This is a genomic window from Pantoea sp. ARC270, assembly GCF_003236725.1.
GTDB classification, from domain to species: domain Bacteria; phylum Pseudomonadota; class Gammaproteobacteria; order Enterobacterales; family Enterobacteriaceae; genus Pantoea; species Pantoea anthophila.
In genome coordinates this window covers 15,446-30,577 of record NZ_PUGA01000026.1, presented here as the reverse complement: position 1 = coordinate 30,577, position 15,132 = coordinate 15,446, and the positions used below count along the sequence as shown (strand labels likewise).

At 58.5% G+C, this 15,132-nt stretch carries 13 protein-coding genes; 10 read left to right on the top strand and 3 right to left on the bottom strand.

Going from position 1 to position 15,132, the window contains the following annotated elements; all coding sequences use genetic code 11:
- The first annotated feature begins 62 nt into the window (after positions 1-62).
- The 7 genes from lepA to acpS all read left to right on the top strand — a co-directional run bounded on the left by lepA (position 63) and on the right by acpS (position 6,576).
- A complete protein-coding gene (lepA, locus tag CKF42_RS12670; protein ID WP_111208328.1) occupies positions 63-1,862 on the top strand; it encodes a translation elongation factor 4 in 1,800 nt (599 codons plus the stop codon).
- A 9-nt stretch (positions 1,863-1,871) separates the two neighbouring features.
- Positions 1,872-2,846, top strand: a complete 975-nt coding sequence (gene lepB / locus CKF42_RS12665) for a signal peptidase I (protein ID WP_009088659.1) — start codon at positions 1,872-1,874, stop codon at positions 2,844-2,846.
- 131 nt (positions 2,847-2,977) lie between these two features.
- Positions 2,978-3,658: a ribonuclease III gene (rnc, locus tag CKF42_RS12655; RefSeq protein ID WP_009088661.1), complete on the top strand. Its 681-nt coding sequence runs from the start codon at positions 2,978-2,980 to the stop codon at positions 3,656-3,658.
- Positions 3,659-3,753: 95 nt separating this feature from the next.
- A complete protein-coding gene (gene era / locus CKF42_RS12650) occupies positions 3,754-4,659 on the top strand; it encodes a GTPase Era (protein WP_009088664.1) in 906 nt (301 codons plus the stop codon).
- Between the two features lie 4 nt (positions 4,660-4,663).
- Entirely contained in the window at positions 4,664-5,392 is a 729-nt protein-coding gene (gene recO / locus CKF42_RS12645) for a DNA repair protein RecO (RefSeq protein WP_111208354.1), read from the top strand.
- 72 nt (positions 5,393-5,464) lie between these two features.
- Positions 5,465-6,196 (top strand): pyridoxine 5'-phosphate synthase, encoded by a 732-nt coding sequence (pdxJ, locus tag CKF42_RS12640; RefSeq protein WP_009088667.1) that lies wholly within the window; start codon positions 5,465-5,467, stop codon positions 6,194-6,196.
- Positions 6,196-6,576 carry a holo-ACP synthase gene (gene acpS, locus CKF42_RS12635; protein ID WP_009088670.1) on the top strand — a complete coding sequence of 127 codons (381 nt, stop codon included), beginning with the start codon at positions 6,196-6,198 and terminating at the stop codon, positions 6,574-6,576. The genes pdxJ and acpS overlap by 1 nt, the downstream gene beginning before the upstream one ends.
- Here acpS and CKF42_RS12630 read toward each other — a convergent pair.
- Both CKF42_RS12630 and CKF42_RS12625 read right to left on the bottom strand, forming a co-directional pair.
- A complete protein-coding gene (locus tag CKF42_RS12630; protein WP_009088672.1) occupies positions 6,573-6,821 on the bottom strand; it encodes a YfhL family 4Fe-4S dicluster ferredoxin in 249 nt (82 codons plus the stop codon). The genes acpS and CKF42_RS12630 overlap by 4 nt on opposite strands.
- 55 nt (positions 6,822-6,876) lie before the next feature.
- On the bottom strand, positions 6,877-7,716 hold the full coding sequence (locus tag CKF42_RS12625; RefSeq protein ID WP_009088675.1) for a MurR/RpiR family transcriptional regulator: 840 nt from the start codon (positions 7,714-7,716) through the stop codon (positions 6,877-6,879).
- Positions 7,717-7,872: 156 nt separating this feature from the next.
- Here CKF42_RS12625 and yfhb point away from each other — a divergent pair, with 156 nt between their 5' ends.
- Together yfhb and tadA are read left to right on the top strand one after the other, a co-directional pair.
- Positions 7,873-8,511 (top strand): phosphatidylglycerophosphatase C, encoded by a 639-nt coding sequence (gene yfhb / locus CKF42_RS12620; protein ID WP_058958395.1) that lies wholly within the window; start codon positions 7,873-7,875, stop codon positions 8,509-8,511.
- 52 nt (positions 8,512-8,563) lie between these two features.
- Entirely contained in the window at positions 8,564-9,055 is a 492-nt protein-coding gene (gene tadA, locus CKF42_RS12615) for a tRNA adenosine(34) deaminase TadA (protein WP_009088680.1), read from the top strand.
- On the opposite strand, the gene mltF is transcribed toward tadA, so the two are convergent.
- On the bottom strand, positions 9,052-10,518 hold the full coding sequence (gene mltF / locus CKF42_RS12610; protein ID WP_046102379.1) for a membrane-bound lytic murein transglycosylase MltF: 1,467 nt from the start codon (positions 10,516-10,518) through the stop codon (positions 9,052-9,054). The genes tadA and mltF overlap by 4 nt on opposite strands.
- Positions 10,519-10,786: 268 nt before the next feature.
- On the opposite strand from mltF, the gene purL reads away from it, so the two are divergent.
- Positions 10,787-14,674, top strand: a complete 3,888-nt coding sequence (gene purL / locus CKF42_RS12605; RefSeq protein WP_111208326.1) for a phosphoribosylformylglycinamidine synthase — start codon at positions 10,787-10,789, stop codon at positions 14,672-14,674.
- The last annotated feature ends 458 nt before the right edge of the window (positions 14,675-15,132 follow it).

The window sequence follows — 15,132 nt, the reverse complement described above, 5'->3', positions numbered from 1 at the left end:
TCTTCCTGAATGTGTCTGTGCTCAGGTTTTCAACTGAATTTTAAGCGAAGATATCCCTATAAATGAAGCACATAAGAAATTTCTCCATCATCGCTCATATCGACCATGGTAAATCCACGCTCTCTGACCGCCTTATTCAGATCTGCGGTGGCCTCACAGACCGCGAAATGGCTGCGCAGGTTCTTGACTCTATGGATCTGGAGCGTGAGCGTGGCATCACCATCAAAGCACAGAGCGTCACACTCGACTACCATGCGAAAGACGGCGAAACTTACCAGCTCAATTTCATCGATACCCCGGGCCACGTAGACTTCTCCTATGAAGTGTCCCGCTCACTGGCTGCCTGTGAAGGGGCACTGCTGGTGGTGGATGCCGGTCAGGGTGTTGAAGCGCAGACACTGGCGAACTGCTACACCGCGATTGAGATGGATCTGGAAGTAGTGCCGGTTCTGAACAAAATCGACCTGCCGGCTGCCGACCCTGAGCGCGCGGCGCAGGAGATTGAAGATATCGTCGGCATTGATGCCGCCGATGCGGTGCGCTGTTCTGCCAAAACCGGCGTTGGCGTGCCTGACGTGCTGGAACGTTTAGTGCGCGATATTCCGCCGCCGGAAGGCGATCCGGAAGCGCCACTGCAGGCACTGATTATCGACTCCTGGTTTGATAACTACCTGGGCGTGGTCTCACTGGTGCGTGTGAAAAACGGCACCATGCGCAAAGGCGACAAGATTAAAGTCCTGAGCACCGGCCAGACCTACAATGCGGATCGTCTGGGCATCTTTACCCCGAAACAGGTCGACCGTACCGAACTGAACTGCGGTGAAGTGGGCTGGCTGGTCTGCGCCATCAAAGATATCCTCGGCGCGCCGGTGGGCGATACCCTGACCACCGCCCGCAACCCGGCTGACAAAGCGCTGCCTGGCTTCAAAAAAGTGAAGCCGCAGGTTTACGCCGGTCTGTTCCCGATCAGCTCCGATGACTATGAAGCCTTCCGTGACGCGCTCGGCAAGCTCAGCCTGAACGACGCCTCGCTGTTCTATGAGCCAGAAAGCTCAACGGCGCTGGGCTTTGGTTTCCGCTGTGGCTTCCTGGGTCTGCTGCACATGGAGATCATTCAGGAGCGTCTGGAGCGTGAATACGATCTCGACCTGATCACCACCGCGCCGACGGTTGTGTATGAAGTCGTGACCACAAGCGGTGATACGGTCTATGTCGACAGCCCCTCTAAGCTGCCGCCACTGAACAACATTGAAGAGCTGCGTGAACCGATTGCGGAATGTCACATGCTGCTGCCGCAGGAGTATCTGGGCAACGTCATTACGCTCTGTATTGAGAAGCGTGGCGTGCAGACCAACATGGTTTACCACGGCAACCAGGTCGCGCTGACCTACGAAATTCCGATGGCAGAAGTGGTGCTCGACTTCTTCGACCGTCTGAAGTCGACCTCACGCGGTTATGCCTCGCTGGATTACAACTTCAAGCGTTTCCAGGCCTCTGACATGGTGCGCGTTGACGTTCTGATCAACTCAGAGCGCGTGGATGCGCTGGCGCTGATCACGCACCGCGACAACGCCCCTTATCGCGGCCGTGAACTGGTTGAGAAGATGAAAGATCTCATCCCGCGTCAGCAGTTTGATATTGCTATTCAGGCCGCCATTGGTAACCACATCATCGCACGTTCAACGGTTAAACAGCTGCGTAAAAACGTGCTCGCCAAATGTTATGGCGGTGACGTCAGCCGTAAGAAGAAACTGTTGCAGAAGCAGAAAGATGGTAAGAAGCGAATGAAGCAGGTTGGCAACGTTGAGCTGCCACAGGAAGCGTTCCTCGCCATTCTGCATGTCGGTAAGGACAGCAAATAAGGATTTCCAATGGCTAATATGTTCGCCCTGGTTCTGGCGATAGCGACGCTGATTACTGGCATCGTCTGGGTAATTGATCGTTTCAAATGGGCGCCGGAGCGCCGTGCAAAGCAGGCCGCGGCGCAGGCGCAGACCGGCAATGCACTCGACAGCAAAACGCTGGCGAAGGTCTCTTCACAGCCTGGCTGGGTGGAGACCACCGCCTCTGTTTTCCCGGTGCTGGCCGTGGTGTTCATCGTGCGTTCGTTTATCTACGAACCGTTCCAGATCCCGTCTGGCTCGATGATGCCAACCCTGCTGATCGGTGACTTTATCCTGGTGGAGAAGTTTGCCTACGGGATTAAAGACCCGATCACCCAGACCACGCTGATCCCAACCGGTCAGCCGAAGCGCGGCGATATCGCGGTCTTTAAATACCCGAAAGATCCGAGCCTGGACTACATTAAGCGCGTGATTGGCCTGCCGGGCGATAAAGTCATCTATGATCCTTACAGTAAGACGCTGACGGTGAAACCGGCCTGCGATGAGGGCAAAGCCTGTGACTCTGCGCTGCCGGTGACCTACACCAGCGTTGAGCCAAGCAAGTTTATCCAGACCTTCAGCGGCTTTGATGGCAACGAAACCGGTAACGGTTTTTATCAGGTGCCGCAGGGCGATACCCTGCGCGGCGGACTGCGCCTGGGCACCCGTAAAGAGACCATCGGAAGCGTAACGCATGACATTCTGCTGGTAAACGAAGCGCAGAGTCAGGCAGGCATGTATTATCAGCAGCCGGGCCAGCCGCAGGCGACCTGGGTGGTGCCGAAAGGGCAATACTTCATGATGGGCGACAACCGTGATAACAGCGCCGACAGCCGCTACTGGGGCTTTGTCCCGGAGCGTAACCTGGTCGGTAAAGCGGTCGCTATCTGGATGAGCTTTGAGAAACAGGAAGGCCAGTGGCCAACCGGCGTACGATTCAGTCGTATCGGCGGTATTCACTGATAAAATTGTCTGATTAACAGGCAAAACGGGTGGCCTCCTTTGGGAGGCCACTGCACACCAAACGGAACGTGCTGGAAAGCCAGCCCCGTTTGGTATGCAGAGTCACAGACGCAACAAAGAACTGGAATCGCATGAACCCCATCCTGATTAATAAGCTTCAGCGCAAACTGGGCTACACTTTTACTCATTCGGAACTGTTACAGCAGGCCCTGACACACCGCAGCGCCAGCAGTAAGCACAACGAACGCCTGGAATTTCTTGGCGATTCTATTCTTAGCTATGTGATTGCGAATGCCCTTTATCATCGCTTCCCGCGGGTTGATGAAGGTGACATGAGCCGCATGCGCGCCACGCTGGTGCGCGGCAATACGCTGGCTGAAATGGCGCGCGAATTTGACCTCGGTGAATGCCTGCGCTTAGGGCCGGGCGAGCTGAAAAGCGGCGGCTTCCGCCGCGAATCGATTCTGGCCGATACGGTCGAAGCGCTGATTGGCGGCATCTTCCTCGACAGCAGTATCGAACGGGTAGAGCAGCTGATCCTCGACTGGTACCGGACACGCCTTGATGAGATCAGTCCGGGCGATAAACAGAAAGATCCCAAAACCCGCCTGCAGGAGTATCTGCAGGGACGACACCTGCCGCTGCCCAGCTATCTGGTGGTGCAGGTGCGTGGCGAAGCCCACGACCAGGAATTCACCATTCACTGTCAGGTGAGTGGCATGGCCGAGCCGGTTGTCGGCGTCGGCTCCAGCCGTCGTAAAGCTGAGCAGGCTGCCGCTGAGCAGGCGCTGATCAAGCTGGGCCTCGAATAGCACTCCGGCATACCGGCGTCTGCGGACGCCGGATGCGCTAAGACACATTGCACTCTTTCGGCGCCACAACAGGCGCTGAATAACTCAGGATTCGAATGAGCGAAAACGTTACCTATTGCGGCTTTGTCGCGATTGTTGGCCGACCTAACGTCGGTAAATCCACCTTACTGAACCAGCTGCTGGGGCAGAAGGTGTCGATCACCTCGCGTAAGCCGCAAACCACGCGCCACCGCATCATGGGCATTCACACCGAGGGCGAATATCAGGCGATCTACGTCGATACCCCAGGTCTGCACATGGAAGAGAAGCGCGCGATTAACCGCCTGATGAACCGCGCCGCCAGCAGCTCTATTGGCGACGTGGAGCTGGTGATCTTCGTGGTGGAAGGCACCCGCTGGACGCCTGACGATGAGATGGTGTTAGGCAAGCTGCGTGACGGCAAAGTGCCGGTCGTCCTGGCGATCAACAAGGTTGACAATATCCAGGACAAGAGCGTGCTGCTGCCGCATCTGCAGTTCCTGAGCCAGCAGATGAACTTCCTCGACATCGTGCCAATCTCTGCCGAAAGCGGCAAAAACGTCGATACCATTGCGGCGATCACCCGCAAGCATCTGCCGCAGGCCGATCACCACTTCCCGGAAGATTACATCACTGACCGCTCACAGCGCTTTATGGCATCTGAAATCATCCGTGAAAAACTGATGCGCTTCCTGGGCGCTGAACTGCCTTATTCCGTCACGGTGGAGATTGAACGCTTCGTGAGCAACGAGCGGGGCGGTTACGACATTAACGGTCTGATTCTGGTCGAGCGCGAAGGGCAGAAGAAGATGGTGATTGGCAACAAAGGGGCCAAAATCAAAACCATCGGCACCGAAGCGCGCAGGGACATGGAAGAGATGTTCGAAGCGAAAGTGCATCTCGAACTGTGGGTGAAAGTGAAATCCGGCTGGGCAGATGACGAACGTGCTCTGCGCAGCCTGGGTTATACAGACGATCTCTGATCTGATGGAAGGCTGGCAACGCGCTTTTGTGCTGCATAGTCGCCCCTTCAGCGAAACCAGCCTGCTGCTCGACCTGTTCAGTGAAAATGAAGGGCGGGTGCGGGTTCTGGCCAAGGGCGCACGTTCCCGGCGCTCACAGCTGAAGGGCGCGTTACAGCCTTTTACCCCCCTGCTGGTTCGCTGGAGCGGGCGGGGTGAAGTCAAAACCCTGCGCAACGCCGAAGCGGTGTCGCTGGCACTGCCGCTCAGCGGCATCACCCTCTACTGCGGTCTCTATGTGAATGAGCTGGTCTCTCGCGTGCTGCAGCAGGAATCGCCTTTCCAGGAACTCTTCTTCGACTACCTTCACTGTCTGCAGGCGCTAGCCTCAACGCACGGCCAGCCCGAACCGGCCCTGCGCCGTTTTGAGCTGGCGCTGCTCGGTCACCTGGGCTATGGCGTCGATTTCCTGCATTGCGCGGGCAGCGGCGAGCCGATCACGGATAACATGACCTACAGCTACCGCGAAGAGCGCGGCTTTATCGCCAGCCTGGTGCTCAATCAGCGCAGCTTTACCGGCCGCGAACTGCGTGCCCTCTATGAACGCGACTTTCCCGATGCGGAGAGCCTGCGCGCCGCGAAGCGTTTTACCCGCATCGCCCTGAAGCCCTATCTGGGCGGCAAGCCGCTGAAGAGTCAGGAGCTGTTTCGCCAGTTTATCCCGAAGAAGAAGCCCGAACAGACAGATGAATAGCGCTGGTCGTACCGCCTGCTGACATGGGCGCGGTACACTCAACACCCCGATGGAAAAGAAGTGAGGATAGTCATGGCTGAGTTGCTGTTAGGCGTCAATATCGATCACATTGCCACGGTGCGAAACGCCCGTGGGACAAATTATCCCGATCCGGTGCAGGCGGCGTTTATTGCTGAGCAGGCGGGCGCAGATGGCATCACGGTGCATCTGCGGGAAGATCGCCGCCACATCACTGACCGCGACGTGCGTATTCTGCGCGACACCATCCAGACCCGTATGAATCTGGAGATGGCGGTGACCGATGAGATGATCGGTATCGCCTGCGATATTCAGCCCCATTTCTGCTGCCTGGTGCCGGAAAAGCGTCAGGAGGTCACCACTGAAGGCGGCCTGGATGTGGCAGGGCAGCAGGAGAAGATCACTGCAGCGGTGCGACTGCTGAGTGATGCGGGCATTCTGGTGTCGCTGTTTATTGATGCCGACCACCGTCAGATCGAAGCCGCCGTTGCCAGCGGTGCGCCCTATATCGAAATTCACACCGGTGCCTACGCCGAAGCACCGGAAGGGCTGGCGCGCGAGGCGGAACTGGCCCGCATCCGCCACGCCGCGACCTTTGCCGCCAGCCTGGGGCTGAAGGTGAATGCCGGTCACGGCCTGACCTACCACAACGTCCTGCCCATTGCGGCACTGCCGGAGATGCATGAGCTGAATATCGGCCATGCCATTATCGGTCGTGCGGTGATGAGTGGCCTGCCGGAAGCGGTCAGAGAGATGAAGCAGCTGCTGCGTGAAGCCCGTCGCTGATGGCTATTCTGGGACTGGGCACGGACATCGTTGAGATTGAACGCATTGCCGGGGTGATTGAGCGCTCCGGCGATCGTCTGGCGCGTCGGGTGCTGAGCGAAGCCGAATGGCAGCAGTATCAGGCCCATCAGCAGCCGGTGCGTTTTCTCGCCAAGCGATTTGCGGTGAAAGAGGCGGCGGCCAAGGCCTTTGGTACCGGCATTCGCGGTGGCCTGGCGTTTAATCAGTTTGAAGTTTACAACGATGCGCTGGGAAAACCGGGATTACGCTTCTTCCAGCACGCGGCGGAAGTGGCACAGCAGCTGGGCGTCAGCCGGGTACACGTGACGCTGGCAGATGAACGGCACTACGCCTGCGCCACGGTGATTATCGAAAACTAGCCGTGCAGCAGCACAAACTTTTCCCACAGCGCATCGCGTGATTCGGTGTGCTGTGGGTTAACGATGATGGTGTTATCGATAGGGCAGACCTGCTGACAGGTTGGCGCCTCATAATGGCCGACACATTCGGTGCAGCGGCTGACATCTATCTCATAGATCGCCTCGCCCAGTGAGATCGCCTGATTCGGGCACTCCGGTTCGCACATATCGCAGTTAATGCATCTGGACGTAATCAATAACGCCATGTTTCCCACCTGATAACAACAGAAAAAGCGCGGGTATTATACGCGCTCCCGCTGATCAGACCAGCTTTTTCACCAGCGCCTCGCTGTGGCGAATGTGGCTGGAGGCGCGCTCCGGATCGTTTTGCACCAGCGCCATAAACAGCAGATCGGTCAGGGCCAGCTGAGCCGTCGTCGAGGAGATCGCCGCGCTGCGGGTACTCTGCTCTTCCGCCACCGTATAGAGGCAGTAACTGGCGCTCTGCTGCAGCGTATTCGGGGTAAAGCCGGTAAAGGCGACCACATCCGCACCCACCTCAGCGGCCTCCTGCGCGGCCAGATTGATCTCGCGCCGTTCACCGGTATAGGAGATGGCGAGCAGCACATCGCCCGGCCCCATCGCCTGGACGCTGGCCAGCAGGGCGTGCATATCCTGCTCCGCCACGGCATTGATCCCGATCTTCATCAGCTTCCAGGAGAAGTCTTTTGCCACCAGACCTGACGCCCCAATCCCCACCAGCAGAATACGCCGGGCATTCTTCAGCAGCTGCAGCACATCGTTGAGCTTCTCTTCGCTGTTGATATCCAGCGTAGCGCGGATCGCCGACAGCTTTTCGGTCAGCAGTTTTTCACCCACCATTTTGAGCGGGTCGTCGCTGAGAATATGGTTATGCACCGTGATGGCATCCTTGTCCGCCAGCGACTCACTCAGCGCCAGCTTCAGCGCCGGAAATCCTTTGTATCCCAGCTTCTGCGCAAACTTCACCACGCTCGACTGGCTGACGCCGGACTCCTCTGCCAGCTTCTGCGAGCTGAGATGACGTGCCCTGTCAGGTTGCGACAGTAAAAAATCGGCCAGCCGGCGCTCGTTCAGTGCCAGACGTGGATAAAGCTGGCGAATGCGCAGCAGTGAACTCATGCCCAATCCTCATCATTCAGGGGATAATCGGAGAAGAATAAACTATTCATCAGGCATTGTAGTCATCGGAATTAAAAATGACACTCATCGCCGTTACGCCTGATGATGGCTACACTACTCTTTATTATTCCGGAACCAGACCCGAAGGAGAGTTGTTTGACCAGGGGAACACAACGTCGCATCGTATTTTTCGACCTGGATGGCACTTTGCACCAGCAGGACATGTTCGGCACCTTTATGCGCTATCTGCTGCGCCGGCGACCGCTTAATCTGGTGCTGGTGGTGCCCCTCCTGCCGGTGGTGGGGATCGGCCTGCTGTTTAAAGGCCGGGCGGCCCGCTGGCCCATGAGCCTGCTGCTCTGGTCGATTACCTTTGGCCGTTCAGAGCAGACATTGCTGCGTCTTGAGGCGGAGTTTGCCCGGTGGTTTCGCCAGCGGGTTACCGCCTTTCCGGTGGTGCAGCAGCGCCTGACCGACTACCTCGGCAGTGATGACGCCGATGTCTGGCTGATCACCGGATCGCCTCAGTCGCTGGTGGAGCAGGTCTACTATGACTCCGCCTTTCTGCCGCGCGTGAAGCTGATTGCCAGTCAGATGCGGCGCGGATGGGGGGGACGGGTGCTGGCCATGCGCTGCCTCGGCCATGAAAAAGTCGCCCAGCTCGAAGAGAAAATCGGCACGCCGTTACAGCTCTACAGCGGCTACAGCGACAGCAAACAGGATAACCCGCTGCTGTTTTTCTGCCAGCATCGCTGGCGCGTGACACCGGCAGGTGAGCTGCAACAGCTGGAATAAGTTTTGGCACCCGTTATAATGCGCCGCTTTTCTGTCGCCCGGAGTGGTCTGCATGAAACAACAAGATGAATACTGGATGCGCCATGCGCTCAGCCTGGCACGCCGGGCCTGGGAGCAGGGCGAAGTGCCGGTGGGGGCGGTGCTGGTGCAGAATGACCGGGTGATCGGCGAAGGCTGGAACCGGCCCATCGGCCAGCACGATCCCACCGCTCATGCGGAGATCATGGCTCTGCGTCAGGGCGGCAAGGTGCTGGAAAATTACCGTCTGCTGGAAACCACCCTCTATGTGACGCTGGAACCCTGCGTCATGTGCGCCGGGGCGATGGTGCACAGCCGGATCACCCGTCTGGTCTATGGCGCGCACGATCTGAAAAGCGGGGCGGCGGGTTCGCTGCTGGATGTGCTGGGGCACCCCGGCATGAACCATCAGGTTGAGTTAGCGAGCGGCGTGCTGGCGGAGGAGTGTGCTGCGATGCTGAGCGACTTCTTTCGTATGCGTCGCGAAGAGAAAAAAGCGTTGCGTCAGGCGCAACGCCAGAGTTAGTTCATGGCGATCTTCGGCTCCACCGCCGGATAGCCTTTGGCCAGTTCGGCCTCGGCTGCTGCCTCCGCCGCCTGGCGTGCCAGGCGCTTCTCCTGCTCCTGCAGATAGCCCACCAGACTGATCTGATACTTGCGGATGTTCTCCACATAGTTATAGGCCTCATGCCCGCGCGCATAGCCGTAAGTCGTCTGGGTGTAGTAGCGTTTCTGGCTCAGCATCGGTAACCTCAGCTTCACATCCGCCCAGCTGTCCGGATTGCCACCCTGGCGGGCCGTGAGTTTCCGCACATCCAGCATATGAGCGTAGCCCATGTTGTAGGCGGCCAGCGCAAACCAGATGCGCTCATCTTCCGGGATGGTCTGTGGCACTTTCGACATCATATCCTGCAGATACTGACTGCCACCGCGAATGCTCTGTTCAGGGTCGGTGCGGTCGCCCACATCCAGGCTCTCTGCGGTATTGCGCGTCAGCATCATCATGCCGCGCACGCCGGTAGGGGAGGTGGCCTGAGGATTCCAGTGTGACTCCTGATAGGAGATCGCCGCCAGCAGCCGCCAGTCAATGCTGGTGGCGTACTTCTCAAACAGCGGCTTAATGTCGGGCAGCGTGTTGTCGATCGCGCGCAGGAAGGTGCGGGTATCGACATAATCGAAGGTGCCGACGTGGCCGAGATACTTCTCCTCCAGTCGCGCCATCGCGCCTTCTTCACCCATGCCATTAAAGAAGTCGAGCATCGCGGCATTCAGGCTGTCATCGTCGCTGTGCCGCACATACCAGGTGACCGGCTCCTCATCAGTCACGTCGAACGCCACCGCCAGCTGCGGATAGATACGCTGCAGCAGGGCGATGGTGACGGAGTCACCAATGGTGTAGTCGAGCTTGCCGTCTGCCACCGCTTCCAGCAGGGCTTTCGGGCTCTGGTCGGTGGAGATGGCCCAGTCCAGATCGGGGAACTGATTGGAACGGGCACTCTTCAGCGTGGAGAGGTAAGCCGATCCGGACGCGACCGTTAACCGCCCCTTTAAGTCACCGAGGTTTTTGGGGCGAGGCTTATCCACGCGGTAGACCAGCTGCTGCGATACGTTGTAGTAACCCGGCCCGGTCTGATAACGGGTCAGGCGTTCGCTATTGTAATTCAGGCCAGCGGCCAGCAAATCAGCTTTGCCATCATCCAGGTCATCGAACAGATCGCTCAGGTTAGGGCGCACCGTGACCTTGAGCTTTACGCCCAGATAATCAGCAAAACGTTTTGCCAGCTCATAATCCATACCGGCCGGAGATTGATTGACGGTGTAGTAAGTCAGGGGGGAATTGATGGTGCTGACGCGCAGCACTCCCCGTGATTTAATCTGTGAAATCGCATCCTGCCCACCCCCATACCAGGGAATGGATGGCCACAGCGCTAACGCTAACAGCACGGCAACCAGACCGATAAACAGATAATTAAATTTTAGGCGTTTCAAATAGTTATCTCTCGCTGGCTCTAAGGCCTCTGTCTTTTAAAGGCAGTATTTGTCTTCTTTGAACTCCCAGAGCGAGGGGCATTTTGCGCAACAAAATGACGCTGAGCAACTTTTATAGCAGCTTTTGCGCAAATTTCAGGCAAATCCGTGTCGCCAAAAATTGTGCGCAAACGGTTTCGTCGCGAAGGCGCTTTCTCTATAATACGCCCCGTTTTCCCTGTTGCGCCCAATCAAGCGTCGCCCGGCGCCCTGACGAGAGACTTATGTAATGGAAATTCTGCGTGGTTCGCCCGCCCTGTCGGCATTTCGTGTAAACAAACTGCTGACCCGCTTTCAGGACGCTCATCTGCCGGTGAGTGATATTTACGCCGAGTACATCCATTTTGCTGATGTCAGCACGCCGTTAAGCGCAGACGAACAGAGCCGTCTGCAGCGCCTGCTGAAATATGGTCCCTCTCTTGCTGAACATGCCCCGCAGGGCCGTCTGCTGCTGGTGACCCCGCGTCCCGGTACGATTTCGCCCTGGTCATCCAAAGCCACCGACATCGCCCACAACTGCGGCCTGCCTCAGGTTCGCCGCCTCGAACGCGGCCTGGCCTTTTATGTGCAGGCCCCGCAGCTGACCGAAACGCAGTGGCAGGCGCTGAGCACACTGCTGCATGACCGGATGATGGAAACGGTCTTCAGCGATCTGGCGCAGGCTGAGCAATTATTCGCGCACCATACGCCGCAGCCGGTGAAGAGTGTCGATCTGCTGGGTGAGGGCCGTCAGGCGCTGGTTCAGGCGAACACCACGCTGGGTCTGGCGCTGGCGGATGATGAAATCGACTACCTGGTGACGGCCTTTACCGCGCTGGGGCGCAACCCCAACGATATCGAACTCTATATGTTTGCTCAGGCGAACTCTGAGCACTGCCGTCACAAGATCTTCAACGCCGACTGGATTATCGACGGCGAAAAACAGCCAAAGTCGCTGTTTAAGATGATCAAAAACACGATGGAGCAGACGCCGGACTACGTGCTCTCTGCGTATAAAGATAACGCCGCCGTAATGGAAGGTTCCGAAGTGGGCCGCTTCTTCGCTGACGCCGGAGAGAGCGAATATCGCTGGCATCAGGAAGCGGCACACATCCTGATGAAGGTGGAAACACACAACCACCCGACGGCCATCTCACCGTGGCCAGGCGCCGCGACCGGTTCCGGTGGCGAAATCCGTGATGAAGGCGCAACCGGACGCGGCTCCAAGCCGAAGGCGGGCCTGGTCGGCTTCTCCGTTTCTAACCTGCGCATCCCGGGCTTTGAGCAGCCGTGGGAAGAGGACTTCGGTAAACCGGCTCGCATCGTCAGCGCGCTGGAGATCATGACCGACGGCCCTCTGGGCGGGGCGGCGTTTAACAACGAATTTGGTCGTCCGGCTCTGAATGGCTACTTCCGTACCTACGAAGAGCAGGTCACCAGCCACAACGGCACCGAACTGCGCGGCTATCACAAGCCGATTATGCTGGCAGGCGGCATCGGTAATATCCGTGCCGACCATGTGCAGAAAGGCGAAATCAGCGTTGGTGCCAAACTGGTGGTGCTGGGCGGCCCGGCCATGAACATCGGTCTGGGCGGCGGTGCCGCGTCATCAATGGCCTCGGGCCAGTCTGATGCAGACCTCGACTTCGCCTCCGTTCAGCGCGATAACCCGGAGATGGAGCGCCGTTGCCAGGAAGTGATCGACCGCTGCTGGCAGCTGGGCGATGAGAACCCGATTCTGTTTATCCACGACGTGGGCGCGGGTGGCCTCTCCAATGCGATGCCAGAGCTGGTCAGCGACGGCGGACGCGGCGGCCGCTTTAATCTGCGTGACATCCTGAGCGATGAGCCGGGCATGAGCCCGCTGGAAGTGTGGTGCAACGAATCACAGGAACGTTATGTGATGGCCGTGGCTCCGGATCAGCTGGCGCAGTTTGAAGCGATCTGCCAGCGCGAACGCGCCCCGTTTGCGGTGATTGGTGAAGCGACCGAAGAGCTGCACCTGAGCCTGGAAGATTCGCATTTCAATAATAAGCCGATCGACATGCCGCTTGACGTTCTGCTCGGTAAAACGCCGAAGATGACGCGGGATGTGGTAACGCAGCAGGCGCAGGGCAACGCGCTGCAGCGTGACGGCATTACCCTGGTTGATGCGGTCAACCGTGTCCTGCATCTGCCAGCCGTGGCGGAAAAAACCTTCCTGATCACCATCGGTGACCGCAGCGTGACCGGCATGGTGGCGCGCGATCAGATGGTCGGCCCGTGGCAAATCCCGGTCGCCAACTGTGCCGTGACCACCGCCAGCCTCGACAGCTATCACGGTGAAGCCTTTGCCCTCGGCGAACGTTCGCCGGTTGCACTGCTCGACTTCGCCGCCTCGGGCCGCCTGGCCGTGGGTGAAGCGCTGACCAACCTGGCGGCAACCCAGATTGGCTCGCTGAAGCGCGTGAAGCTTTCCGCAAACTGGATGTCTGCAGCCGGTCATCCGGGTGAAGATGCCGGTTTATATGCGGCGGTGAAAGCGGTCGGCGAAGAGCTCTGTCCGGCACTGGGGATCACTATCCCGGTCGGTAAAGATTCGATGTCGATGAAAACCCGCTGGCAGGAAGGCACCGAACAGCGTGAGATGACCTCTCCGCTGTCGCTGGTAATTACCGCGTTTGCCCGGGTCGAAGATGTGCGCCGCACCGTTACGCCGCAGTTGCAGGCCGACCGGGATAACCTGCTGCTGCTGATCGATCTTGGCAATGGGGCAAATACCCTCGGCGCAACCGCGCTGTCTCAGGTCTATCGTCAGCTTGGCGACAAGCCTGCGGACGTGCGCGATGCCTCACAGCTGGCAGGCTTCTTTAACGCCATTCAGGCGCTGGTGGCTGAGCAGAAACTGCTGGCCTACCACGACCGCTCAGACGGGGGCCTGCTGGTGACCCTGGCCGAGATGGCCTTTGCCGGTCACTGCGGCATCGACGTTGACATCGCCGCGCTGGGTAACGATGCGCTGGCCGCACTGTTTACCGAAGAGCTGGGCGCCGTGATCCAGATTAACGCCGCCGATCGTGCTGCGGTGGAGCAGATCCTTGCCGATCACGGCCTTGCCGCCTCAACGCATCTGCTGGGCAGCGCGCAACCGGGCGATCGCTTCGTGATCCGTGCCGGTGAGAGTGCCGTCTACAGCGAAAGCCGGACCACGCTGCGGACCTGGTGGGCAGAGACCACCTGGCAGATGCAGCGCCTGCGTGACAACCCGGCGTGTGCCGATCAGGAGCATGAGGCGAAGAAAAACGACAGCGACCCAGGCCTGAACGTTAATCTGACCTTCGATCCGCAGGAAGATGTGGCGGCACCGATGATCGCCACGGGTGCGCGTCCACGGGTCGCCGTGCTGCGTGAGCAGGGGGTCAACTCCCATGTGGAAATGGCTGCGGCTTTCGACCGGGCCGGATTCACCGCCATTGATGTGCACATGAGCGACCTGCTGGCCGGTCGTCGCGGTCTGGAAGAGTTCCAGGCGCTGGTTGCCTGTGGTGGCTTCTCCTACGGTGACGTGCTGGGCGCGGGCGAGGGCTGGGCGAAATCGATTCTGTTCAACCCGCGCGTGCGTGATGAGTTCGAAACCTTCTTCCACCGTCCGCAGACCCTGGCGCTGGGCGTCTGTAACGGATGCCAGATGATGTCGAATCTGCGTGAGCTGATCCCGGGCAGCGATCTCTGGCCGCGCTTTGTGCGTAACCAGTCTGAGCGCTTCGAAGCCCGCTTCAGCCTGGTCGAAGTGGCCGCCAGTCCGTCACTGCTGCTGGACGGCATGGCCGGCTCGCACATGCCTATCGCGGTTTCCCACGGTGAAGGCTTCGTTGAGGTGCGTGATGCGGCGCATCTGGCCGCGCTGGAATCGAAAGGTCTGGTGGCGCTGCGCTTCGTGGATAACTTCGGCAAGGTGACCGAAACCTATCCGGCTAACCCGAACGGCTCGCCAAACGGCATCACGGCCGTGACGAATGAAAGTGGTCGCGTCACCATCATGATGCCGCATCCGGAGCGCGTATTCCGTACCGTCAGCAACTCCTGGCATCCGGCAGAGTGGGGCGAAGACAGCCCGTGGATGCGTATTTTCCGCAACGCGCGCAGACAGCTGGGTTAATCTTATCCGCTGCAATAAAGAGGAGGCCTCCGGGCCTCCTCTTTTTTTGCCCTCTGTTGGCAAAAGGCGACAGAGCGGTAAGGACAATGTCGCCTTCTGGCGACATCTATCTTGCTGATTTTATTAGATTGCTTAACAGATGTGATTTTGTGTCGCTTTCGGACGACACTCCGCCCCTGTCATCATCAGACTTTTCGCACGGGGAGGCGGGCCAGGGCAGGCAATATGCTGAAAAATATAATCATTTATTTTCTGGCACGGAACTTGCTATAATCCTGCAGCTGCTCATTCACCTGTTTATGATTGCCCCGCCTGGCGGAAAAGAGCTCATAAAGCCCGAATGACGCACCAAACGGAGCCTGCCGTCCAACTGACCGATAATCGCTTGCGTTATCAAACACCGGACGTAACGTTGAGTAAGGCTCCACCCATTCTTACACGAGGCATTGCGCGTCGTG

Coding starts and splice junctions, on each gene's coding strand:
- lepA (WP_111208328.1), top strand. CDS start 63: ATGAAGCACATAAGAAATTTCTCCATCATCGCTCATATCGACCATGGT.
- CKF42_RS12625 (WP_009088675.1), bottom strand. CDS start 7,716: ATGAGTTCACTGCTGCGCATTCGCCAGCTTTATCCACGTCTGGCACTG.
- era (WP_009088664.1), top strand. CDS start 3,754: ATGAGCGAAAACGTTACCTATTGCGGCTTTGTCGCGATTGTTGGCCGA.
- recO (WP_111208354.1), top strand. CDS start 4,664: ATGGAAGGCTGGCAACGCGCTTTTGTGCTGCATAGTCGCCCCTTCAGC.
- lepB (WP_009088659.1), top strand. CDS start 1,872: ATGGCTAATATGTTCGCCCTGGTTCTGGCGATAGCGACGCTGATTACT.
- pdxJ (WP_009088667.1), top strand. CDS start 5,465: ATGGCTGAGTTGCTGTTAGGCGTCAATATCGATCACATTGCCACGGTG.
- tadA (WP_009088680.1), top strand. CDS start 8,564: ATGAAACAACAAGATGAATACTGGATGCGCCATGCGCTCAGCCTGGCA.
- acpS (WP_009088670.1), top strand. CDS start 6,196: ATGGCTATTCTGGGACTGGGCACGGACATCGTTGAGATTGAACGCATT.
- purL (WP_111208326.1), top strand. CDS start 10,787: ATGGAAATTCTGCGTGGTTCGCCCGCCCTGTCGGCATTTCGTGTAAAC.
- CKF42_RS12630 (WP_009088672.1), bottom strand. CDS start 6,821: ATGGCGTTATTGATTACGTCCAGATGCATTAACTGCGATATGTGCGAA.
- rnc (WP_009088661.1), top strand. CDS start 2,978: ATGAACCCCATCCTGATTAATAAGCTTCAGCGCAAACTGGGCTACACT.